Origin of the sequence: Stenotrophomonas sp. As-7 (assembly GCF_030291015.1) — a bacterium.
Taxonomy (GTDB): Bacteria; Pseudomonadota; Gammaproteobacteria; order Xanthomonadales; family Xanthomonadaceae; genus Stenotrophomonas; species Stenotrophomonas lactitubi.
Genome location: NZ_CP127405.1, coordinates 2,330,683 through 2,350,063, shown reverse-complemented (window position 1 = coordinate 2,350,063; position 19,381 = coordinate 2,330,683). Strand labels below are relative to the sequence as shown.

The 19,381-nt window shown below is 63.2% G+C and carries 23 protein-coding genes; 9 read left to right on the top strand and 14 right to left on the bottom strand.

Going from position 1 to position 19,381, the window contains the following annotated elements; translation table 11 throughout:
• The first annotated feature begins 25 nt into the window (after positions 1-25).
• The 3 genes from QP457_RS10910 (at position 26) to QP457_RS10900 (ending at position 2,975) form a co-directional block, all read left to right on the top strand.
• The gene (locus QP457_RS10910; RefSeq protein ID WP_240196381.1) at positions 26-544 is read left to right on the top strand and encodes a hypothetical protein; all 519 of its coding nucleotides are present in this window, start codon (positions 26-28) and stop codon (positions 542-544) included.
• A complete protein-coding gene (locus QP457_RS10905) occupies positions 541-957 on the top strand; it encodes a hypothetical protein (RefSeq protein WP_205404081.1) in 417 nt (138 codons plus the stop codon). The genes QP457_RS10910 and QP457_RS10905 overlap by 4 nt, the downstream gene beginning before the upstream one ends.
• 434 nt (positions 958-1,391) lie before the next feature.
• The gene (locus QP457_RS10900) at positions 1,392-2,975 is read left to right on the top strand and encodes a DUF4209 domain-containing protein (protein WP_205404080.1); all 1,584 of its coding nucleotides are present in this window, start codon (positions 1,392-1,394) and stop codon (positions 2,973-2,975) included.
• Positions 2,976-3,042: 67 nt separating this feature from the next.
• Here the strand turns inward: QP457_RS10900 and phoU are convergent, their stop codons facing one another.
• The 7 genes from phoU to merR form a co-directional block, all read right to left on the bottom strand.
• Positions 3,043-3,750, bottom strand: a complete 708-nt coding sequence (gene phoU, locus QP457_RS10895) for a phosphate signaling complex protein PhoU (protein WP_205404079.1) — start codon at positions 3,748-3,750, stop codon at positions 3,043-3,045.
• A 12-nt stretch (positions 3,751-3,762) separates the two neighbouring features.
• Complete coding sequence (pstB, locus tag QP457_RS10890; protein WP_240196380.1) at positions 3,763-4,590, bottom strand: phosphate ABC transporter ATP-binding protein PstB; 828 nt, start codon at positions 4,588-4,590, stop codon at positions 3,763-3,765.
• Between the two features lie 14 nt (positions 4,591-4,604).
• Positions 4,605-5,531: a phosphate ABC transporter permease PstA gene (gene pstA / locus QP457_RS10885; RefSeq protein ID WP_154582508.1), complete on the bottom strand. Its 927-nt coding sequence runs from the start codon at positions 5,529-5,531 to the stop codon at positions 4,605-4,607.
• Positions 5,531-6,475, bottom strand: a complete 945-nt coding sequence (gene pstC, locus QP457_RS10880; protein ID WP_195840019.1) for a phosphate ABC transporter permease subunit PstC — start codon at positions 6,473-6,475, stop codon at positions 5,531-5,533. Before pstC ends, pstA begins: the two co-directional genes overlap by 1 nt.
• 50 nt (positions 6,476-6,525) lie before the next feature.
• Complete coding sequence (locus tag QP457_RS10875) at positions 6,526-7,578, bottom strand: PstS family phosphate ABC transporter substrate-binding protein (protein WP_205404078.1); 1,053 nt, start codon at positions 7,576-7,578, stop codon at positions 6,526-6,528.
• A 77-nt stretch (positions 7,579-7,655) separates the two neighbouring features.
• Positions 7,656-8,090, bottom strand: a complete 435-nt coding sequence (locus QP457_RS10870) for a helix-turn-helix transcriptional regulator (RefSeq protein ID WP_205404077.1) — start codon at positions 8,088-8,090, stop codon at positions 7,656-7,658.
• 356 nt (positions 8,091-8,446) lie between these two features.
• The gene (gene merR / locus QP457_RS10865) at positions 8,447-8,854 is read right to left on the bottom strand and encodes an Hg(II)-responsive transcriptional regulator (RefSeq protein ID WP_012480188.1); all 408 of its coding nucleotides are present in this window, start codon (positions 8,852-8,854) and stop codon (positions 8,447-8,449) included.
• 74 nt (positions 8,855-8,928) lie between these two features.
• On the opposite strand from merR, the gene merT reads away from it, so the two are divergent.
• The 3 genes from merT to merA are packed head-to-tail and all read left to right on the top strand — an operon-like array spanning position 8,929 to position 11,275.
• Positions 8,929-9,279: a mercuric ion transporter MerT gene (merT, locus tag QP457_RS10860; RefSeq protein ID WP_019183730.1), complete on the top strand. Its 351-nt coding sequence runs from the start codon at positions 8,929-8,931 to the stop codon at positions 9,277-9,279.
• A gap of 12 nt (positions 9,280-9,291) precedes the next feature.
• Positions 9,292-9,570 carry a mercury resistance system periplasmic binding protein MerP gene (merP, locus tag QP457_RS10855; protein WP_012480190.1) on the top strand — a complete coding sequence of 93 codons (279 nt, stop codon included), beginning with the start codon at positions 9,292-9,294 and terminating at the stop codon, positions 9,568-9,570.
• Between the two features lie 10 nt (positions 9,571-9,580).
• A complete protein-coding gene (gene merA / locus QP457_RS10850) occupies positions 9,581-11,275 on the top strand; it encodes a mercury(II) reductase (RefSeq protein WP_205404076.1) in 1,695 nt (564 codons plus the stop codon).
• An 82-nt stretch (positions 11,276-11,357) separates the two neighbouring features.
• Here the strand turns inward: merA and QP457_RS10845 are convergent, their stop codons facing one another.
• The 7 genes from QP457_RS10845 to QP457_RS10815 all read right to left on the bottom strand — a co-directional run bounded on the left by QP457_RS10845 (position 11,358) and on the right by QP457_RS10815 (position 16,903).
• Positions 11,358-12,698, bottom strand: a complete 1,341-nt coding sequence (locus tag QP457_RS10845) for an ISL3-like element ISStma11 family transposase (protein WP_205404075.1) — start codon at positions 12,696-12,698, stop codon at positions 11,358-11,360.
• Between the two features lie 208 nt (positions 12,699-12,906).
• Positions 12,907-13,182: an NAD(P)/FAD-dependent oxidoreductase gene (locus QP457_RS10840; protein WP_240196379.1), complete on the bottom strand. Its 276-nt coding sequence runs from the start codon at positions 13,180-13,182 to the stop codon at positions 12,907-12,909.
• Positions 13,146-13,976, bottom strand: a complete 831-nt coding sequence (locus tag QP457_RS10835) for an ArsO family NAD(P)H-dependent flavin-containing monooxygenase (RefSeq protein ID WP_240196378.1) — start codon at positions 13,974-13,976, stop codon at positions 13,146-13,148. Before QP457_RS10835 ends, QP457_RS10840 begins: the two co-directional genes overlap by 37 nt.
• Before the next feature lie 24 nt (positions 13,977-14,000).
• Positions 14,001-14,987, bottom strand: a complete 987-nt coding sequence (gene trxB / locus QP457_RS10830; RefSeq protein WP_205404074.1) for a thioredoxin-disulfide reductase — start codon at positions 14,985-14,987, stop codon at positions 14,001-14,003.
• Between the two features lie 3 nt (positions 14,988-14,990).
• A complete protein-coding gene (gene arsB / locus QP457_RS10825) occupies positions 14,991-16,049 on the bottom strand; it encodes an ACR3 family arsenite efflux transporter (protein WP_205404073.1) in 1,059 nt (352 codons plus the stop codon).
• Positions 16,050-16,069: 20 nt separating this feature from the next.
• Positions 16,070-16,561 carry an arsenate reductase ArsC gene (locus QP457_RS10820; protein ID WP_205404072.1) on the bottom strand — a complete coding sequence of 164 codons (492 nt, stop codon included), beginning with the start codon at positions 16,559-16,561 and terminating at the stop codon, positions 16,070-16,072.
• Positions 16,562-16,588: 27 nt separating this feature from the next.
• Positions 16,589-16,903 (bottom strand): metalloregulator ArsR/SmtB family transcription factor, encoded by a 315-nt coding sequence (locus tag QP457_RS10815; RefSeq protein ID WP_046272489.1) that lies wholly within the window; start codon positions 16,901-16,903, stop codon positions 16,589-16,591.
• A 40-nt stretch (positions 16,904-16,943) separates the two neighbouring features.
• On the opposite strand from QP457_RS10815, the gene arsH reads away from it, so the two are divergent.
• Genes arsH through QP457_RS10800 form a run of 3 tightly spaced genes read left to right on the top strand, consistent with a single transcriptional unit; the run spans position 16,944 to position 19,354 of the window.
• Positions 16,944-17,684 carry an arsenical resistance protein ArsH gene (arsH, locus tag QP457_RS10810; protein ID WP_205404071.1) on the top strand — a complete coding sequence of 247 codons (741 nt, stop codon included), beginning with the start codon at positions 16,944-16,946 and terminating at the stop codon, positions 17,682-17,684.
• A complete protein-coding gene (gene arsC / locus QP457_RS10805) occupies positions 17,681-18,100 on the top strand; it encodes an arsenate reductase (glutaredoxin) (protein ID WP_074038341.1) in 420 nt (139 codons plus the stop codon). The genes arsH and arsC overlap by 4 nt, the downstream gene beginning before the upstream one ends.
• A 30-nt stretch (positions 18,101-18,130) precedes the next feature.
• Complete coding sequence (locus tag QP457_RS10800; protein ID WP_205404070.1) at positions 18,131-19,354, top strand: MFS transporter; 1,224 nt, start codon at positions 18,131-18,133, stop codon at positions 19,352-19,354.
• The last annotated feature ends 27 nt before the right edge of the window (positions 19,355-19,381 follow it).

The window sequence follows — 19,381 nt, the reverse complement described above, 5'->3', positions numbered from 1 at the left end:
AGACCCACCCGGTACCCGATCGATGATGAGCAATGCCCAGTTGAACCGGATCCCCAGCATCGAACTGCAGCTGTTCAAGTGGATCTCGCTGGTCGATACCGCCGAGATCCCCGACTGTGTAGAGCTCAAGCGCGCCGGCACCCGGATCTGGATCAAGCACGCACGACAGCCGTTGGCCGGCTTGGGTGATGCGGTTCCGGTACTGACCCTGAGCAATATCCAGCTCAACCCCCGCCTCAAAGGCCGCGGTTGGCTGACCGAATTCATTGAGCTGTGCGATACCTTGATTCCGTGGCCGGCCTTGTTCGTGGAGCGCGTGCAAAATCCCCGGCTGCCCGCTTTCCTCAGGCGCAAAGGATTTATCGAACTGCAGCACGCCAACTTCTATCGTCCATCCAAGGCCTGGCGGGCATGCCATGACTGGTCGGCTGACCACGCCCTGGCTGCACAGCAGCAGGCAGACCGGGCACACGTACGGCCGCTATGGGACGACCCCGACGCCATCGCCCAATTCATCAAACAACGAAAGGAAACACACCGATGACAACCACCATTTCCCGACGTGCGCACGCAGCCGACATGACCATGCTCGTGCTCTTCATCGCGCTGTTTCCGATCATGTCAACGCTGCATGCCCGGGTTTCGAGTGAGCTGTATCACGTTCTGGCGGGACTGCTGCTCGGCGGGATCGCCGCGCTCAGCCACGCCTTGCTCCACGATGGCTTCGTGCGCTGGCGCCACGCCGGTGTGGCGGGCATTGAACGCTCCCGTTCGCTGCGGGTGTTGCTGCTGGGAATGGTGTACCCCGTGCTCGCGCTGGCCAGTGGCGTGATTGCACTGGTGGGCACCGCACCCAACGTCGGCCTGCACTACGCGATCGGCTTCTCCGCTGGCGGAGCGGTGATGGGCTGGCGCGCCAAGGCGGCGCTGGCGCACAAGCGAGCGCTGGGCATTTGACGACGTCTACCGGCGATCTGCTCTGTGCGTGCAATGCAGCACACCATCCTCCACCGGGGGCCGCTGCAACCAGCGCGGCGCCGCCTGGCGGCATTACTGCCTGGCCGGCACGCGACCGCAGCGAGAGCGGACGTCACCGACGCCTGACCGGCATCCTCCCCAGGCCCTGACAGGGGTGTTCCATGTCAACTTTCAATCCTGCTGACCCCGCTGACGGGCAACCGCGCCCGCAACCGCCGCTGTCTTTGCTCAGCGTCCCGTTTGAGCCGGGACTGCTGAGCGCGTCCGGCTGGGAGGACGGTCTGGCCAACCTGGACTGGACCGAAAACGACTAGGACCTCGCCCAGCGGATTGCCCAACGCGCCACCCAAGCCCAGCAGAGCGGACATGCCACCGCCTCAGCGCTTCTGCAGTTTGTCGCCAGGATCAGCTCAATGAGCCTGCAGGTCGGCGGCACCACCCTGTTCATGCCGCGCATCATCAGCCCCGATGGATCCTCAGCCGGACTGGACCACATCAGCGCCAATGACCTGCAGGCGCTGACGGCGCTTGCGCGTCAGGCACCAACTGACTGGCTCACAGCACGTTGCGCCGATATCGCGCTGGCGACGAACCGGATCACAGGGCGGGACATCCAGCAATTGGCGGCGCTTGGGGCGCGCAGCTACCTCCGTCTGGCGCAGCGCGCCGCGACCGAGGAGATCACCCCGCAGGCGGTAGATCACCTGCGTAGAGCCCTGGATCTGGGCTGGCGCGGCCTGAGCAAGGATGATGCCTTCCGAACCGAACTCTGGCTGACCTTCATGGCCATGTTCCAATCGGTACTGGATGGCCCGATGAAGGGTTTGGCCAACCGTTTCGCCGACGAACTGCTCCGCCGCGCAGACGCAGAGCACAAGCAAGCAGCGGCCGCGTTGCTGGAGTCCACCGCCGCAGGGATGGACCCATCTGCAGACATCGACAGCGAGCTGACCCACCTGCTGTTCCAGCTGGCAAGCCGCCTGTGGCTGTCACTGAACCTTGTCGAGCGCAGTCGCCAGGCCGGTCGGAAGGCGGGGGAATCACTGGTGGTACGCGCCGGCCGCGCCACCTCGGCCATGGTCGCCTCGTACTGGATGGCCCAGGGCATTGCCGAGCTGCGGCAGAATCACGCCCCACGCGAGCGTATTCGCGAGCTCCAGCGCGAGCTGGAGGACGTGCGCCTGTGCATCAACGATGAGATGGGGGAGATCAGCACTCCAGTAGACACTCGCCCCATCCACGCGTGGGTGGACGAACACCTCGCAACGACGGACTATCCGACCTCACTGATGCGAATTGCGTTCAGCTTCATCGGCTATTCGGACTTCACTGCCGAAGTGGAACACGCCAAAGCCCTCAAGGCAGACTACTTCAGCGCTCGGTTTGGCAGCACTGAGCTGGACGCCGACGGCGTACCACTACGCTCGCAGCCACCGTTTGATCCCACCGATCCCGAACACCTAGAAACGGCCGCGATCGAAAATGTCTGCCAGACCCGCTACACCTTCTTGCTGGCACCGTTCATTCTAACCAGCATGCGAAAGCTCTCTGAGCGATTCAGCAGCTCGTTCAATGACGTTCTGTCCTTCGTGGGTAGAAGTCCGGGCGCTCCCGAGGGGCACCACAAGCAGATCGCACGGGGCCTGGTGGCAGGCCTGCAGCATGAGTGGGACACGGCCGGAATCAATCTGCTTCCCATGGTCGAGCCGATGGTTCGTGCTCAGCTGAAGGCGCACGGCATCAACACCTTGGTGTTCAACAAGGTCAAAGGCGAACAGGAGCGCTCGCTGTCAGAGCTATTGGAGCTTGATGACGAGGTCGGCATTCTTCCGCGAGGCCTGAACTTCGAGCTCAAGGCCTTGATGACGCATCGGGCAGGCTGCAATCTCCGCAATCGCTACGCACACGGACTACTCACCGATCAACAGCTTGTCACCCATCCCATTGTCATTACGTGGTGGGTCGTGCTGAGGATGGTGCTCGAACCCTATCGCTGAAGCCGACACGCACGTTCGCGCACGCCCCGGCAGAGTACGCCAGAACGCACGCCTGGCCCCCGACGCATCAGGCGTGGCCGCGGGGCAGGGTACTTTCATCCATCTTCGGCCGCTTGCCCAGCGGCAGCGCACCACTGACCATGTACACGACATCCTCGGCGATGTTCGTCGCATGGTCACCCACGCGCTCGATGTTCTTGACCACGAACAGCAGGTGCGCCAGGTCGAATGCCGCGGCCCGCTCATCGGCCATGCATTGCACAATGTCCTTGAACAGGATCGTGTGCATGGCATCAATCACCGCATCCTCCGTCCACACACGATAGGCAGCATGCATATCCATCGTGGCAAACGACTCTCTGGCTGACTTCAACTGCAGAAGCGTGAGCTCTGCCATGCGCTGCATCGGCTCGGCAAGCTCGGCGGGGATCGCAGTGGCACTCATTGCCATTGACCGCTTGGCGATGTTGTACGCCAGATCGCCCACGCGCTCCAGGTTCGAGCTGATGCGGATGGCGGCCATCACGTGGCGAAGGTCGATCGCCAAGGGCTGTCTGCGCGCGATCATGCTCACCGCATCACTCTCGATCCTGGCCGCAAGCAAGTTCAAGCGCTCCTCGCGCTCAGCCACCTCCTTGGCCATCTGCTCGTTGCCACGCCGCAGCGACCACACGGCATCGGTCAGCTGCTGCTCGGCCAGTACCCCCAGCTGGAGGATATGCGCCGTGAGCGCTCGCAGCTCGACATCGAAGGATTGGACAATATGGTCGGACATGACGTCTTCTCCTCAGCCGAAACGGCCGGTAATGTACTCGTGGGTCTTGAGCTCTTTGGGGTTGGTAAAGAACTCCGCCGTTGGGCCGCTCTCAATGAGCGACCCCATGTGCATGAATGCGGTCTGGTCCGAAATGCGCGCCGCCTGCTGCATGTTGTGGGTCACGATAACGATGGTGTAGTGGGAGCGCAGCTCATCGATCAGCTCCTCGATCCGTGCAGTGGCAATGGGATCCAGTGCCGAGGTCGGCTCGTCGAAGAGAATGATCTCGGGGTTGGGGGCCAGCGCTCGGGCGATGCACAAGCGCTGCTGCTGACCGCCGGACAGTTCGAACGCAGACTTGTCCAGCCGGTCCTTCACTTCGTCCCAGAGCGCCGCGCCGCGTAGGGCACGCTCGACATGCTCACTGACCACCGACCGGTTGCGCACACCGCGAATCACGATGCCCGAGGCCACATTGTCAAAGATCGATTTCGGAAAGGGATTCGGCTTCTGGAATACCATGCCGATCCGCAGCCGAACCCGCATCGGGTCGACATCGGGCCCGACGATGTTGAGGTCTTCGGGCAGCAGGGTGATGGAGCCGGAGTAGCGGTTGTTCGGATACAGGTCGTGCATCCGATTGAAGCAGCGCAGCAGGGTGCTCTTGCCACACCCTGACGGCCCGATCAGCGCGGTAACCTGGTTGCTGCCGATCGACAGGTTGATGTTCTTGAGCGCATGAAACTTGTCGTAGTGGAAATCGAGCGCACGCACCTCGGCGCGCACCGTCGACGGGTACCCGGCAACGGCAGTGCGTTCAGCCACGGGGACAGGGATGGGGATGGTCGAGTGATTCATAGGATCTCCGTGGATCAACGCAGGCGGCGGCGCAGGCGGTACCGCAGCCAGATGGCAAAGCCGTTCATCAGCAGGGTCATGCCCAGCAGCACCAGTCCGGCGGCAGCAGCATTGAGGTGGAAACCTGCCTGCGGGCGTGACACCCAGTTGAACATCTGGATGGGCATGACGGTAAAGGGCGAGTTGAGCCACTCGAAGCTGACAAACGGGGGCGATGCCTGGATCGGGGAGGGCGGCAGGAACGCGATGAAGGTCAGTGCACCAATAGTGATGATCGGCGCAGTCTCGCCGATGGCGCGCGACATCCCCACGATGGCACCCGTCAGAATCCCCGGACGCGCAGCGGGCAGCAAGAAGCCGCTGACCGTCTGCCACTGGTCCGCGCCGAGCCCGAACGCGGCTTCGCGGATGTCCTGGGGAATGGCACGCAACGATTCCCGGGTCGCGACGATGATGATCGGCAGGATCAGCAGTGCCAAGGTCATGCCTGCGACGAGGATCGTCTGACCCAGCCCGAACATCTGGACGAACAGACCCAGTGCAAGCAGGCCAAAGATGATCGACGGCACCCCGGCCAGGTTGGTCACGTTGACCTCGATGACGTCGGTGATCCAGTGCTTGGGCGCATACTCTTCCAGGTACACACCCGCCGCGACGCCCACTGGAACGGCGAGGATCGCGGTCACCAACATGACCAAGCAGGTGCCAATCCACGCCGACAGGATGCCGGCTGACTCGGGGCGTCGTGATGGGAAGGAGGTGAAGAACTCTGGCGTCAGCCGGGGCGCGCCGTCCACCACGAAGTCCGCCACCAGCGCCAGCAGAATGGTCAGGGTCAGGAACAGCACCAGCAACCCCAAGGCGGTAAAGCACAGATCCGAGAGGCGTGCGCGCCGGGTGATGGCCCCATCATCCAGGCCCATGGTCGTGTGATTGCGCATCAGTAGGCCTCCCGATAGCGCTTACGGAGCCAGAAGGCGAACAGGTTGAAGCTGAAGGTGAGTGCGAACAGGGTCAACCCGGCAGCGAAGATGGTCTGATAGGCAATCGAGTCATGCGGAAGATCGCCCATGCTCAACTGCACGATGTAGGAGGTGATGGTGGCGGCTCCTTCGAGCGGGTTGGTCGCGATCCGGGCTTGCTGGCCGGCGGCAATGGCCACGACCATGGTTTCCCCGACCGCCCGCGACATGCCGAGCAGGTAGGCGGCGGTCACCCCCGACAGCGCTGCAGGAGTCACCACTTTCAGGCCGGTCTGCAGGCGGGTGAAGCCCAGCGCGTAGGCGCCCTCGCGCAGCGAGTCGGGCACGGCGCGCATGGCGTCCTCGCTCATGGACACGATGTAAGGCAGGATCATGATGCCGATCACCACCCCCGACACGAGCAGGTTGAACCGGGCCAGGCCGGGGATGAAGGACTGGAAAATGGGGGTCAGGAACAACAGGGCGAAGTACCCGAACGCGACGGTGGGCACGCCGGCAATCAGCTCCAGGAAGGGCTTTACCGTTTCCCGCAACCGCGGCTTGGCAAATTCGCTGAGATACAGGGCCAGCACCGTCCCGGCAGGCACCGCCACCACCAGGGCGATGGCCGTGGTCATCAGCGTGCCTGAGAGCAGCGTCATGATGCCGAAGTGCTTCTCTTCAAACACCGGCGTCCACTGGGTATCGGTCAGGAAATCGATGATCGAAACCTGGGTAAAGAATTTCAGGCTCTCGCTGAGCAGGACGTAGAGGATGCCAAAGGTGACAAAAACCGACAGCGCCGCTGCCACGAACAGCACGATGCGGATGCTGGCGTCGATGGCGTGGCGGCGGCGCAGGAATGCGTCGCTTGGCTGAAGGGGGACCGGGCCCGCCTCGGGGGAGTAACTACTGCTTTTCATCACACAGCCTCAACCGACGCGCCCATGGTTGGGCGCGTCGGCCATGATGGTCAGTAAACCAGCTTCTCTTCGAGCAGCTCGTCGATGGAGACGCCGATCTTGGAGCCGGTAAAGCCGGTGCCGATTTCCCGCTTGGCAAAGCGCTCACGCATGGCGGCGAGCGCGTTCTCGGGTAGCGGCACGTAGCCGACCTCCTGCACCAGTCCCTCGGAGTGCTTGGAGTCCAGATAGAACTCCACGAAACGCGCGACCTCGGGCTTGGTTTCGGCGGCGTGCTTGCTCACGTAGATGAAGATTGGACGCGACAACGGCTGATACTGACCCGATCGCGCGGTTTCCACGCTCGGGGCGACCGCCTGGGCACTGGCATTGGCCTTGATACCAACGGCCTTCAGCTTGTCCGTGTTCTCCTCGTAATAGGCCAGACCGAAGAAGCCCAGTGCGTTGGCGTCGCCCGAGACGCCCTGCACCAGCACGTTGTCGTCTTCGGAGGCGGTGTAGTCACCGCGGCTGGAATGCTCCTTGCCGACGATGGCCGCGGTGAAGTAGTCGTAGGTACCCGAATCGGTCCCTGCGCCGTACAGCACCAGCGGCTTGTTCGGGAAGCTCGGACGCACCTGGTTCCAGTTGGTGATCTTGCCCTGCGCTTCCGGCACCCACATGGCCTTCAGCTCTTCGACGGTGAGGTCATTGGCCCAGGTGTTCTGCGGATTGACCACGACGGTCAGTGCGTCCAGTGCGACGGGCAGCTCGATGTACTCCACACCGGCGGCCTTGCAGGCCTCCTTCTCTTCGGCCTTGATCGGGCGCGAGGCATTGGAGATGTCGGTTTCGCCGCGGCAGAACTTCTTGAAGCCACCGCCGGTGCCGGACATGCCCACCGTCACCTTGATGCCGGCGTTTTCTTTCTGGAACTCTTCAGCCATTGCTTCGGTGACCGGAAACACGGTGGACGAGCCATCGGTGCTGACCATGCCGGTAATCTCGCCGGCCTTTGCCGGTGCCCCGGCACTGTCCTGGCCAGTGGCAGCAGGTGTTCCAGACGGCGAGCAGGCGAGGACGCTGAGCGTTGCGGCGGCAAGCAAAGTGAGGCGCAGGTACATGTAAGTCTCCGAGGTTCAGATGAGCTTGGGTGCGATGGTTAGGTACCCACCCGACTCCCCAGCCGGGCGATACACGACTATTTGAACGGCCGGGGTGGGGCAGGAACTTCCGCCACGCAATCACAGGCGGGGTCGGTGGGATGAGGCTGCAGACAGAGCTCGGAACGACCACCGCAGCAATCGTCGAGCAGGAAGGCCAGCAGGCCATGCATGCCGTCCAGGCAGGCGCGATAGCGCACGAAGCGGCCCTCGCGGGTGCCGCAGATCAATCCGCCTCGGCTCAGCACGGCCAGATGGTTGGACAACGTGTTGTGCCGCATTCCCATCATGTCGGTCAGGACACCGGCGGTCAGGCCTTCCGGCTCGTGGTTCACCAGCGTGCGGAAGATCACCAGACGTGCGCCGTTGCTCAGTGCCGACAGCGCATCCAGCGCATGGTCGATCGACATCGATGCGCTGAGTGAGCGCCTTTCGAAGTAATCAAAATCCAAGACGCGTTGGGGCTGGGCCATGACGGTGCTCCGGTTGCAGTAAATGTCGGCATGTCGAGATATGTCGACATGACGAAATGCTGCGCCCCCTATGTGACACGGTGATGACACGCGCCTATTCAGTTAAAGATCAATGACGCACAAAAAAATTGGGTATCCGGATTTTAGTGTGGGAAGACCGCACTAGCCCTTCTTGTCTGACAGCTCTCGTTCGGTAGGTTTCTGGTATCGCAAGGCTTACGCGCTTTTAGCCTTCAGTGTGGGCTTTGTCTGGCGCATGTCGGTGCAAGGAAACAATCAGTGGCAGGTCACCTTGCCCCCGGCTCGAACTGGGGTTTGAGGCGCAGTGGAACGGAAAACCGGGTTAAGCCACGCGCCTAGCTCCCGTGCAGAGAATCGATCAGCGGGCACGACACAGTGCCTCGCTGCGCATGGCACTCGTTGACCAACCGTGACAGCACCGCTTCGATTCGCGTCAGGTCCGCCATCTTGGTGCGCACGTCGGTGAGCTGGAGCGCAGCCAGCTCGGCGGCTTCGCTGCAGTGAGTGCCGTCCTCAAGCTGTAGGAGTTGGCCGACTTCGTCCAGGTTGAACCCCAGCCGCTGGGCGGATTTCACGAAACGCACCCGCGCCACGTCCGCCGATCCGTAGCGGCGAATACTGCCGACGGGCCGACCTGGTTCTGGCAATAACCCCTTGCGCTGATAGAACCGGATGGTCTCCACGTTGACCCCAGCGGCCTTGGCGAAAGCCCCGATGGTCAGTGTTTGCGGATCGTTCACCATCGCGCTTGACTCCGTACTTGACTACGGAAGTAACCTTAGCGCATCACGCAACGTCTCGGAAGGAGATCCCTCACATGGCAGACCCCAGCAACGGCCGCGGTGCACTGGCCGCCGGTGGCCTCGCCGCCATCCTCGCCTCGACCTGCTGCCTCGGTCCGCTGGTGCTGATCACGCTGGGTTTCTCCGGCGCCTGGATCGGCAACTTGACCGCGCTGGAACCGTACCGGCCGATCTTCATTGGCGTGGCGCTCGTGGCGCTGTTCTTCGCGTGGCGTCGCATCTTCCGGCCGGCTCGCGCCTGCGCGCCGGACGACGCATGCGCCGTGCCCCAGGTGCGGACGGCCTACAAGGTGATCTTCTGGATCGTCACCGCCCTGGTGCTGATCGCGCTCGTGTTCCCCTACCTCATGCCCCTGTTCTACTGAAAGGAGATTGCCATGAAGAAACTCGTCGCATTGCTCGCTCTGACCGTTGCCCTCAGCGCTCCCGCCTGGGCCGCCACCAAAACCGTCACGCTGTCGGTGCCGAGCATGACCTGCGCCACCTGTCCGATCACGGTCAAGAAGGCGCTGACCAAGGTCGAAGGCGTCATCGAGGCCAAGGTGACCTGGGAGCCCAAGGAGGCGGTGGTAACCTACGACGATGCCAAGACCACTCCGGCCGCGTTGACCAAAGCCACCGAGAACGCCGGCTACCCGTCTACCGTCAAGAAGTGAGCACACGCTCATGACCGAGGCGATCACGCTGCACATCGATGGCATGACCTGCGGGTCGTGCGCCGAGCACGTCAAGCAGGCCTTGGAAAAGGTGCCCGGCGTGCGTTCGGCCTCAGTGTCCTACCCACAGCGCCGGGCCGAGATTGAGGCCAGCGTAGGTACCGCCGCGGACGTGACCTCGCTGGTCGCGGCGGTATCCGCACTCGGTTACCGAGCGCAGCTTGCCGATGCGCCGGGGCAACCCAGCGACCTGCTGAACAATGCACAAGAGCGGCTGGGCGGCGAACCAAAGCGCGAGGACGATGAGGCTGCACTGCACGTGGCCGTGATCGGCAGCGGCGGCGCGGCGATGGCGGCGGCGTTGAAGGCCGTCGAGCAAGGGGCGCGTGTGACGCTGATCGAGCGCAGCACTCTCGGCGGCACCTGCGTCAACGTCGGATGTGTGCCGTCCAAGATCATGATCCGCGCTGCCCACATTGCGCATCTGCGTCGCGAGAGTCCGTTCGATGACGGCATTGCCGCCGCCTCGCCGAAGATTCTGCGCAAGCGCTTGCTGGCTCAGCAGCAGGGGCGCGTCGATGAACTGCGCCACGCCAAGTACGAAGGCATCCTGACGAGCACCCCGACCATCACCGTGCTGCGCGGCGATGCCCGATTCAAGGATGCGCACACGCTGACCGTGGCAACCGCTGACGACGGGATGCGCGAGGTGAGTTTCGACCGCTGCCTCATCGCCACCGGGGCCAGTCCGGCGATTCCACCGATCCCGGGCTTGAAAGACACGCCCTTCTGGACGTCGACCGAAGCGCTGGCCAGCGACACGATCCCCGATCGGCTGGCCGTGATCGGCTCGTCGGTGGTGGCCGTCGAACTCGCGCAGGCCTTTGCCCGGCTGGGCAGCAAGGTGACCATGCTGGCGCGCAGCACACTGTTCTTTCGCGAAGACCCCGCCATTGGCGAGGCCATCACGGCCGTGTTCCGCGCCGAAGGCATCGAAGTGCTGGACCACACCCAGGCCAGCCAGGTCGCCTATGAGGATGGGGAATTCGCGCTCACCACCGAACGCGGCGAACTGCATGCCGACCGGCTGTTGTTCGCCACCGGCCGCACCCCAAACACCCGCACGCTCAACCTCGACGCGGCCGGTGTGGTGGTCAATGCGCAAGGCGCCATCACCATCGACCACGCGATGCGCACTACCGTGCCGCACATCTATGCCGCCGGCGACTGCACTGACCAGCCGCAGTTCGTCTACGTCGCGGCGGCGGCCGGCACCCGCGCTGCAATCAACATGACGGGTGGCAATGCGACGCTGGATCTGACGGCGATGCCGGCGGTGGTGTTCACCGACCCGCAGGTCGCCACCGTGGGCTACAGCGAAGCCGAAGCGCACCACGACGGTATCGAGACCGACAGCCGCACGCTGACGCTCGACAACGTGCCCCGGGCGCTGGTCAACTTCGACACGCGCGGTTTCATCAAGCTGGTTTCGGAGGCCGGTTCGGGACGACTGATCGGCGTGCAAGCGGTAGCCCCGGAAGCAGGCGAGCTGATCCAAACCGCAGTACTGGCGATTCGCAACCGCATGACGGTGCGAGAGTTGGCCGACCAGTTATTCCCCTACCTGACGATGGTCGAGGGGCTGAAACTCGCGGCACAAACCTTCACCAAGGACGTAAAGCAACTGTCCTGTTGCGCGGGGTAGTGGCTGGGCCTCTTACCTATGCTTCATCGGCTGAATCACAAATTCAGGCTGAAGCGCCGCCTCTTGCACAATGGGTTGAGGACTATTCGAAATACCCCTCTTCGAGTAGCCGCGCCAGCGTCGGGAGATAGGGGCCGTACTCGACCACGCGCGTGATCTTCTTCTTGCGCGTTGCCGCCGTGGTCATCCGCTGGAACACGAAGTCCGTGGTCATTGGGTCGTCGTCATCGACCAACACGGTTTCGATAACCGAGCCATCCTTGCGCGCCTTCTTGTCGTAGAGCATGCGCGCCCGAAGCACCTCGAAGCTGTAACCCCTGCCCATGCGGTTCATGTCTTTGGCCACTCGGTTGACTGACTCAGTATAGACATTGGTAATCGGCTGCTCGAAGTAGGCGAAGATTTCGTCGTGCCAGTTGTGCACGGCGGTGGTCAGGTCCTTGAACGTGGCCGCCAATTCGGTCGGAATATTGGCCTGCCACTTCGCGCAGGCGGCTTCTGCTGCTGGGCGGGTCTTCTGATCCCAGATCGACAGAAATCCTTCCTTGAGCGCGTGGGCTTCGCTTAGGAGCGGGAACTGTTGGAACCATTCCCGCATCCGGTCCATATCTCTCCCTGTCAGGTCGTGCTGCCGCTTGAGCAGCAGGAACCGCTCGTCCTTGAGTTTGAGGCGCTGCCGGGTGGACAAATCCTTGCGAAGGCGCTTGCGCAGCTTCTCCAGCGCGTCGTTCGCCATGCGCTGGATATGGAATCGATCGACCACGATCCGGGCCTGTGGCAGCGTGGCGCGCACCACCTGCCGATAAACGTGGTACATGTCCATCGCCACCCACTCGACCGAGTCCTTGTCCCGCAGGTCGCGGAAATAGGGCATCAACTCGGCTTTGGCCCGGCTGGGGCGGATATCGAACACGGTCTTGCGCTCGACGTTGGTGATCATGGCCCGGTACTGGCCGATGATCTTGAGCTCGTCGATACCCAGCACCCGCGGCGTCCGGAACTGGGTCTTGGCCTCGACCTCCTCGATGAAATCGTCGAAGACGTGGCGGACCGTCTTTTCGTCCACGGCTACTTCCCGGGCAAGGGCCGCAAAGGTCTTGGAGAAGGACTGGTCGCGGATATAACGCACCAGACGCGCCGTGGCTTGGCGTTTTCCATCAAGGTCCGCCACAGGCTCAAACAAGGTCTTGGTGCAGCTTGTACAGCGATAGCGACGGCGCTGGATGAAGATCACGACGGGTTTGCCGTGCGTCGGTGTGTCCTGAAACGACTGTTCCTGTGAGCCGTGACCATGCAGGCGTCCGGTCTTGCACAGCGGGCAGGTCACCCACTGATTGACGCCTTCGGCCTTGACGACGTAACTGTCCTCGCTGGTCAGGATTTCAAGCGTTTTCAGGCTTCGCAGCTGGAGAAAGTCCGTCACTCAGCACCTTGGGCGAACCCACACTGAAATCCGACTTTTACTCTAGCACATCCGCTCAGCCGTCCAACACCAAAATCCATTCTTTGAAAGTGATAGCTACAAAGACCCAAGGAGCCAGAACCCACACCAGATTCCGGATACCCAAAAAATTCCGCCGGAGCGGGACGTTGAGGGGAGCAGCTGGCACGGCGGTCGACAGCGGTGCCAGCTACCTCTTCTGGTCTGCGCAGTAGGCAATGACCTGCCTGACGGCCTCGCGGGCGTACCGCGTGACCCCAACCAGCGTGGCAGAGGCCATGCCGTTCCAATCCCCGTATCCCAACAACCAGACCGAGGGCACCGCCACCGCGCGCAGGCCGCTGCCGTCGACCTCCACCTGGCCCTTCGCATTTACCAAGTCCAAGCCCTTCAGGTGCGATAGCGCCGGGCGGAAGCCGGTGCACCAGATCACCGCATCGAACGCCCGTTCGGTGCCATCGGCCATTGCATGCCGGTGGGGGAGAAGCGGGCCGGCGGTGGCACGGCGGCGAGCACCCCTCGCGCCCGCGCGTCGAGCACCGGCGGCACCATCACGATGTCGCCGAAACCGCCTGGCGGCAACTGGGGCTCCCGGCCTTCCTGTTGCGCCCTCCATCGCTCAGTGGCGCGTTCGAACAGCACGCGGCCATCGACGTCATCGGCCAGGAACGCCGGTTCGTGCTGGGTAATCCAGGTGGTTGCCGCCACCATCGATACTTCGGCCAGAATCTGCGCACCGGAATTGCCACCACCGATGATGGCCACCCGCATTCCGGCAAACGGCGCAGCGGTACTGTAGTGGGCAGAATGCAGCTGGATCCCGGCAAAGGAGTCCAGCCCCTCGTAGTCAGGGGTGTAGGGTTCTCCCCATGTTCCGGTGGCGCTGATCACCGCCCGCGCCAACCATTGCCGACCGTCGCTAGCCTCCACCCGCAGCCGTTCGCCGACGCGGGTGATTCGTTGCACGCGGATGGGGCGAATGATCGGCAGCGCATACTTCTGTTCGTACTGCGCCAGGTAGGCCAGCACCTCCGCACGCGCAGGGTAGGGGCCTTGGCTGGCGGGCATGGGCCATCCGGGAATGGAGCTCCAGCCCGCCGGGGAAAACAAATGCAGCGATTGCCAGGCATGCTGCCATGCGCCGCCGGGCGACGCTTGCGCATCGAGAATCACATAGGACAGCCCGCTGCGTCGCAGGAAATAGCCGGCTGAAAGACCCGACTGGCCACCTCCAATTACCACCACATCGACGCTGTCCATCGGTGCTCCCTCGCGCCGCCGCACTCAGGCGGCGCTCTTACGCTGCTGTTGATCGGAGATCTTGAGTGCATCCAGGTAGCGCTCCGCATCCAGTGCGGCCATGCAGCCGAAGCCGGCCGAGGTGATGGCCTGGCGGTAGTGCTGGTCGGCCACGTCGCCGGCGGCGAACACACCTTCCACCGAGGTCTGGGTGGCGTTGCCGCCCAGGCCCGAGCGGATGTCCAGGTAACCATTGTTCATGGTCAACTGGCCCTCGAACAGGCTGGTGTTGGGGTGGTGGCCGATGGCCACGAAGAAGCCGTGGGCGTCGATGTCGCGGGTGCTGCTGTCCAAGGTCGACTTCACGCGCACGCCGGTCACGCCAGCGTCGTTGCCCAGCACTTCTTCCACCTGGTGGTGCCAGACGGTCTCGATCTTGCCGGCGGCCACCTTGGCGAACAGCTTGTCCTGCATGATCTTTTCCGCCTTCAGGGTGTCGCGGCGGTGGACCAGGTAGACCTTGCGGGCGATGTTGGACAGGTACAGGGCCTCTTCCACGGCGGTGTTGCCGCCGCCCACCACGACCACGTCCTGGTCACGGTAGAAGAAGCCGTCGCAGGTGGCGCAGGCGGAGACGCCGCGGCCCTTGAAGGTCTCTTCGGTCGGAATGCCCAGGTACTTGGCGGTGGCGCCGGTGGAGATGATCAGGGCGTCACAGGTGTACTCGTGGCTGTCGCCGATCAGCTTGAACGGACGCTGGGACAGGTCGGCCGTATGAATGTGGTCGAAGATGACCTCGGTCTCGAAGCGCTCGGCGTGGGCCTGCATGCGCGCCATCAGGTCCGGGCCCATCAGGCCGTGGGCATCGCCTGGCCAGTTGTCCACCTCGGTGGTGGTCATCAGCTGGCCGCCCTGCTGCAGGCCGGTGATCACCACCGGGTTCAGGTTGGCGCGGGCGGCGTAGACCGCTGCGGTCCAGCCGGCCGGGCCGGAACCGAGGATCAACAACGGGATGTGTCGGGTCGTGCTCATGACTCAATGACTCCGCGCGTCGGCAGGAAAGTAGCGCTTGCCCAGCCGCAGGGCGACATGGACCAACAGGATCAGCACCGGCACCTCCACCAACGGACCGATGACCGCCGCGAAGGCGACCGGCGAGGCCAGACCAAAGGCGGCGATGGCGACGGCAATGGCCAGCTCGAAGTTGTTGCCTGCCGCAGTGAAGGCGATTGCGGTCGTGCGCGGGTAGTCCTTGGCAATGAACTTGCCCATGAAGAAGCTCAGCACGAACTGAATGATGAAATAGAGCGTCAGCGGGATCGCGATGCGCACTGCATCCATCGGGATGCGCAGCACATCGCCCCCCTTCAGGCTGAACATGGCAACGATCGTGAACAGCAGCGCCCCCAGCGTGATCGGACTGATCGCCGGCAGGAACTTCTCTTCATACCAACGCACGCCCTTGCGCGCCTTGAGCCAGCGGCTGGTGAGGAACCCGGCGAGGAAGGGAATGCCCAGATAGATCAACACCGCCTCGGCAATGGTCCAGAAGCTGACGTCGATTACGCTGCCCTGCAGCCCGAACACCGGCGGCAGCCACGACAGGAAGAACCAGGCATACACACTGAACAGCGCGATCTGGAAGATCGAGTTGAACGCCACCAAGCCGGCCACATACTGCCCATCACCGCGGGCGATCTGGTTCCAGACCAGCACCATGGCGATGCAGCGTGCCAGGCCAATCAGGATCAGGCCGGTCATGTATTCGGGGTAGTCGCGCAGGAACAGCACCGCCAGGCCGAACATCAGGAACGGCCCGATGATCCAGTTCTGCACCAGCGAGAGCATCAGCACGCGCTTGTCGGCGAACACCTTGGGCAGCTCTTCGTACTTCACCTTGGCCAGCGGCGGATACATCATCAGGATCAGGCCAATGGCGATCGGGATGTTGGTCGATCCAATCGACAGGCTGTGGAGCGTGCTGGGCACGCCTTCGAACATCGCGCCCAGGCCGACGCCCAGGGCCATCGCCAAGAAAATCCAGAGCGTAAGGTACCGGTCCAGGAAGGACAGGCGGGGGGAATCAGTAGTCATGGCAGGTCTCGGAAAAGCGGTTAGTCGATCTGAGCGATCGGGTCGAGGCGGGCCTTCAGCGCCACGCGGTCGTCCCAGGCGCTGTCAGGAATCTCCAGGAAGGCCTGCAGGCGTCGCTTGATGGTCTGATGGGCACGGTCAAAGGCTTTTGCCTTCTGCGCATCCGAACCTTCCACGCCGGCCGGATCGAACAGGCCCCAATGCACGCGGACGAAGTCACCAAACACCACCGGGCATGCCTCGGCCGCCGCGCTGTCACACACGGTGACGATCAGGTCCATGGCAGCGGCATCGGCTCCGGCAAATTCGTCCCAGGACTTGCTGCGCATGCCCTCGACCGGGAAGCCTTCGCGCTCCAGCTGGGCAATGGCAAAGGGATTGACGCGACCGGCCGGCTGGCTGCCCGCACTGAAGGAGAGATAGCGGCCTTCGCCCCACTTTTTAAGGGTCGATTCGGCAAGCACGCTGCGGGCGGAGTTGCCAGTACACAGGAACAGAACACGACGGGTCATTTGAGCGATCTCTAAGAAGGGGGGAGGTCAGCAGCCAGCAGGGCGTTCGCAGGCTTGTTCGTCGGCGCAGCAGTTTTCGGTCAGGTAGGCCACCAGCGCGCTCATCGCCTCGAACTCGGCCCGGTAGCAGATGGTGCGACCGCGCTGCTCGGCAGTGATCAGGCCGGCGGCCAGCAACTCCTTCAGATGGAAGGAGAGGGTGGCACCGGGAAGGGAGAGGGACTGGGCGATGTCGCCGGCCAGCTTGCCGCCACTTCCGGCTTGGACCAGCAGGCGGAAGATGGACAGCCGGGTGGCGTGACCCAGGGCGGCCAGGGCGTGGGTTGCGTTTTTATGTTCCATGCTTCTAGAATAGTCGAATCAAATAGGCAGGACAACCCCCATGCAACACCTTCCCAATGTCGTCCCTGGCGCCTTGAACCCTCCGCTGGCCGAAAAGCTGAGCGAGCGGAATGCCGCGCCGCACCGGCCCCGCATCCTGATCTTGTACGGCTCCCTGCGCCCGCAGTCGTTCAGCCGCAAGCTGGCGTTGGAGGCGCAGCGGTTGCTGGAACATCTGGGCGCGGAGACCCGACTTTTTGATCCGCATGAGCTGCCGATGCTCGATTCGGTGCCCGCCTCCCACCCCAAGGTGCAGGAGCTGCGTCAGGCCTCTTTGTGGTCCGAAGGGCACGTGTGGGTCAGCCCGGAACGCCACGGCACCCTGACGGCCGTGTTCAAGAACCAGATTGACTGGCTGCCGCTGGAAGAGGGGAGCGTACGCCCGACCCAAGGTCGCACCCTGGCCGTGATGCAGGTCTGTGGCGGCTCCCAGTCCTTCAACGTGGTCAATGCGTTGCGCGTACTCGGCCGCTGGATGCGGATGGTGACGATTCCGAACCAGTCCTCGGTGGCCAAGGCCTGGCAGGAGTTCGATGACGAGGGGCGCATGAAACCGTCGGCCTACTACGATCGCGTCGTGGATGTGATGGAAGAACTGGTCAAGTTCACCCTGCTGGTGCGTGGCCGCAGTGACTACCTGGTTGATCGCTACAGCGAACGGAAGGGGGCTGTCGAAGCGGCTGCCCTGACCGCCGCGGCCGGCGTCGTCGAGACTGCATTGAATGAAAAGGAGAACGCATGAACGCTGTCATCTATCACAACCCCAAGTGCGGCACCTCGCGAAACACCTTGGCGTTGATTCGCCACGCCGGCATTGAGCCGGAAGTGATTGAGTACCTGGTCGACCCACCCAGCAGAGCGCGCCTTGTCGAGCTGATTGCCGCCGCCGGATTGGATGTTCGCGCTGCGATCCGCCAGAAGGGCACACCCTATCTGGAACTGGGGTTGGACGATCCCACCTTGAGTGAGGACGCACTGCTGGATGCCATGCTGGCCAATCCAATCCTCATCAATCGCCCCTTCGTCCAGACCAGAATGGGCACGCGCCTGTGCCGGCCCTCCGAGGTGGTTCTGGACATCCTGCCAGCGGTGCACGAGCCCTTCACCAAGGAAGATGGCGAAGTGGTGATCGATCAGGACGGCAAGCGCGTCCGCTGATTTGCTAATCGCTAGGGAGAGCTCGATAGCATGCAAGGCGCGTCAAAGCAGCCGCAAAAGCTGACCCTGCTGATCCTTGCGCTAGGGGTTGGCCAGATCATTGCGTGGGCCAGCAGCTATTACCTGTTGGCCGTTCTGGCCCTTCCCATGTCCAGAAGCACTGGCTGGTCGCTCGGGCTGCTGGTGGGAGGCCTCTCCGCTGGGCTGGTCGCCGCCGGCCTGCTGGCTCCCCTGGCCGGTCGGACCATCGACAGGCGGGGCGGGCGGACCGTACTGGCGGTCAGCTCCGTAGTGTTTGCCATGGGGCTGGCAGTGCTGGCCACGTCGCACTCCCCAACTACCTATTACCTTGGCTGGGTGGTACTGGGCGTTGCCATGTCTGCGGGCCTGTATGACGCTGCGTTCTCGACACTGGGACAGCTGCTCGGGGCAAACGCGAAGCGATCCATTGCCGGCCTGACCTTGGTGGCCGGCTTTGCAAGCACGCTCGGCTGGCCGGCGCTGACCTACCTTGACGAGGCCATGGGATGGCGCGGCGCGTTGTGGGTAGCTGCCGCATTCAACCTGCTGGTCGCATTGCCCATCCATTTGCTCGCCATTCCGAAGCATCAGCCCCGCATTGGCGCAAGTCCGCATCCCTCAGCGGCCGCTGCCGCCCACATCAGCACTGCAGCACCCGCTTCACCTGCAGCACCGCCTGCACACTGGCTTGTGCTCATTGGCCTGTTGCTGACCTGCCAAGCCGCGATCATGGCGACCTTGTCGGTGCATCTGATTGCACTGCTCGGTGCCATCGGGCTGGCACCAGCGGTGGCGTTGCTTGCTGGCATGGTGATCGGCCCCGCCCAGGTCATCGCTCGTTTGCTGGAGATGTACTTCGGACAAGGCGTGCATCCGACCTGGTCTGCGCGCATGGGAATTGCAGCGACATTGGCTGCGCTCTTGCTGCTACTTACCGCAGACCCATGGGTCGCGATCATTGCATTCGTCATTTACGGTGCCGGCAACGGGATACTCACGGTAGCCCGCGGCACCCTGCCGCTAGCGCTGATCGGATCGGCGGACTACGGCAAGACCATGGGCCAACTTGCCCGACCCATGCTGCTGGCCCAGGCGGCGGCCCCGCCGCTGGCAGCCATTGCATTGGAGCGAGCAGGCCCTGTCTGGCTGATCTGCCTATTGGCGCTGCTTGCCACCGTTTCCTTGGTCGGAAGCTGTTGGTTGCCTGCAAAGGCGCAGCGCGTGCACCCTTGAATGTGCATGCGTGTGCATATATGCTTC

Coding starts and splice junctions, on each gene's coding strand:
- QP457_RS10905 (WP_205404081.1), top strand. CDS start 541: ATGACAACCACCATTTCCCGACGTGCGCACGCAGCCGACATGACCATG.
- merR (WP_012480188.1), bottom strand. CDS start 8,854: ATGGTGAACGATCCGCAAACACTGACCATCGGGGCTTTCGCCAAGGCC.
- QP457_RS10840 (WP_240196379.1), bottom strand. CDS start 13,182: ATGGCCGATGGCACCGAACGGGCGTTCGATGCGGTGATCTGGTGCACC.
- QP457_RS10875 (WP_205404078.1), bottom strand. CDS start 7,578: ATGTACCTGCGCCTCACTTTGCTTGCCGCCGCAACGCTCAGCGTCCTC.
- merA (WP_205404076.1), top strand. CDS start 9,581: ATGACCGAGGCGATCACGCTGCACATCGATGGCATGACCTGCGGGTCG.
- trxB (WP_205404074.1), bottom strand. CDS start 14,987: ATGAGCACGACCCGACACATCCCGTTGTTGATCCTCGGTTCCGGCCCG.
- arsH (WP_205404071.1), top strand. CDS start 16,944: ATGCAACACCTTCCCAATGTCGTCCCTGGCGCCTTGAACCCTCCGCTG.
- pstC (WP_195840019.1), bottom strand. CDS start 6,475: ATGAAAAGCAGTAGTTACTCCCCCGAGGCGGGCCCGGTCCCCCTTCAG.
- merP (WP_012480190.1), top strand. CDS start 9,292: ATGAAGAAACTCGTCGCATTGCTCGCTCTGACCGTTGCCCTCAGCGCT.
- QP457_RS10910 (WP_240196381.1), top strand. CDS start 26: ATGAGCAATGCCCAGTTGAACCGGATCCCCAGCATCGAACTGCAGCTG.
- QP457_RS10815 (WP_046272489.1), bottom strand. CDS start 16,903: ATGGAACATAAAAACGCAACCCACGCCCTGGCCGCCCTGGGTCACGCC.
- pstA (WP_154582508.1), bottom strand. CDS start 5,531: ATGCGCAATCACACGACCATGGGCCTGGATGATGGGGCCATCACCCGG.
- pstB (WP_240196380.1), bottom strand. CDS start 4,590: ATGAATCACTCGACCATCCCCATCCCTGTCCCCGTGGCTGAACGCACT.
- merT (WP_019183730.1), top strand. CDS start 8,929: ATGGCAGACCCCAGCAACGGCCGCGGTGCACTGGCCGCCGGTGGCCTC.
- QP457_RS10820 (WP_205404072.1), bottom strand. CDS start 16,561: ATGACCCGTCGTGTTCTGTTCCTGTGTACTGGCAACTCCGCCCGCAGC.
- QP457_RS10800 (WP_205404070.1), top strand. CDS start 18,131: ATGCAAGGCGCGTCAAAGCAGCCGCAAAAGCTGACCCTGCTGATCCTT.
- QP457_RS10870 (WP_205404077.1), bottom strand. CDS start 8,090: ATGGCCCAGCCCCAACGCGTCTTGGATTTTGATTACTTCGAAAGGCGC.
- phoU (WP_205404079.1), bottom strand. CDS start 3,750: ATGTCCGACCATATTGTCCAATCCTTCGATGTCGAGCTGCGAGCGCTC.
- arsB (WP_205404073.1), bottom strand. CDS start 16,049: ATGACTACTGATTCCCCCCGCCTGTCCTTCCTGGACCGGTACCTTACG.
- arsC (WP_074038341.1), top strand. CDS start 17,681: ATGAACGCTGTCATCTATCACAACCCCAAGTGCGGCACCTCGCGAAAC.
- QP457_RS10835 (WP_240196378.1), bottom strand. CDS start 13,976: ATGGACAGCGTCGATGTGGTGGTAATTGGAGGTGGCCAGTCGGGTCTT.
- QP457_RS10900 (WP_205404080.1), top strand. CDS start 1,392: ATGAGCCTGCAGGTCGGCGGCACCACCCTGTTCATGCCGCGCATCATC.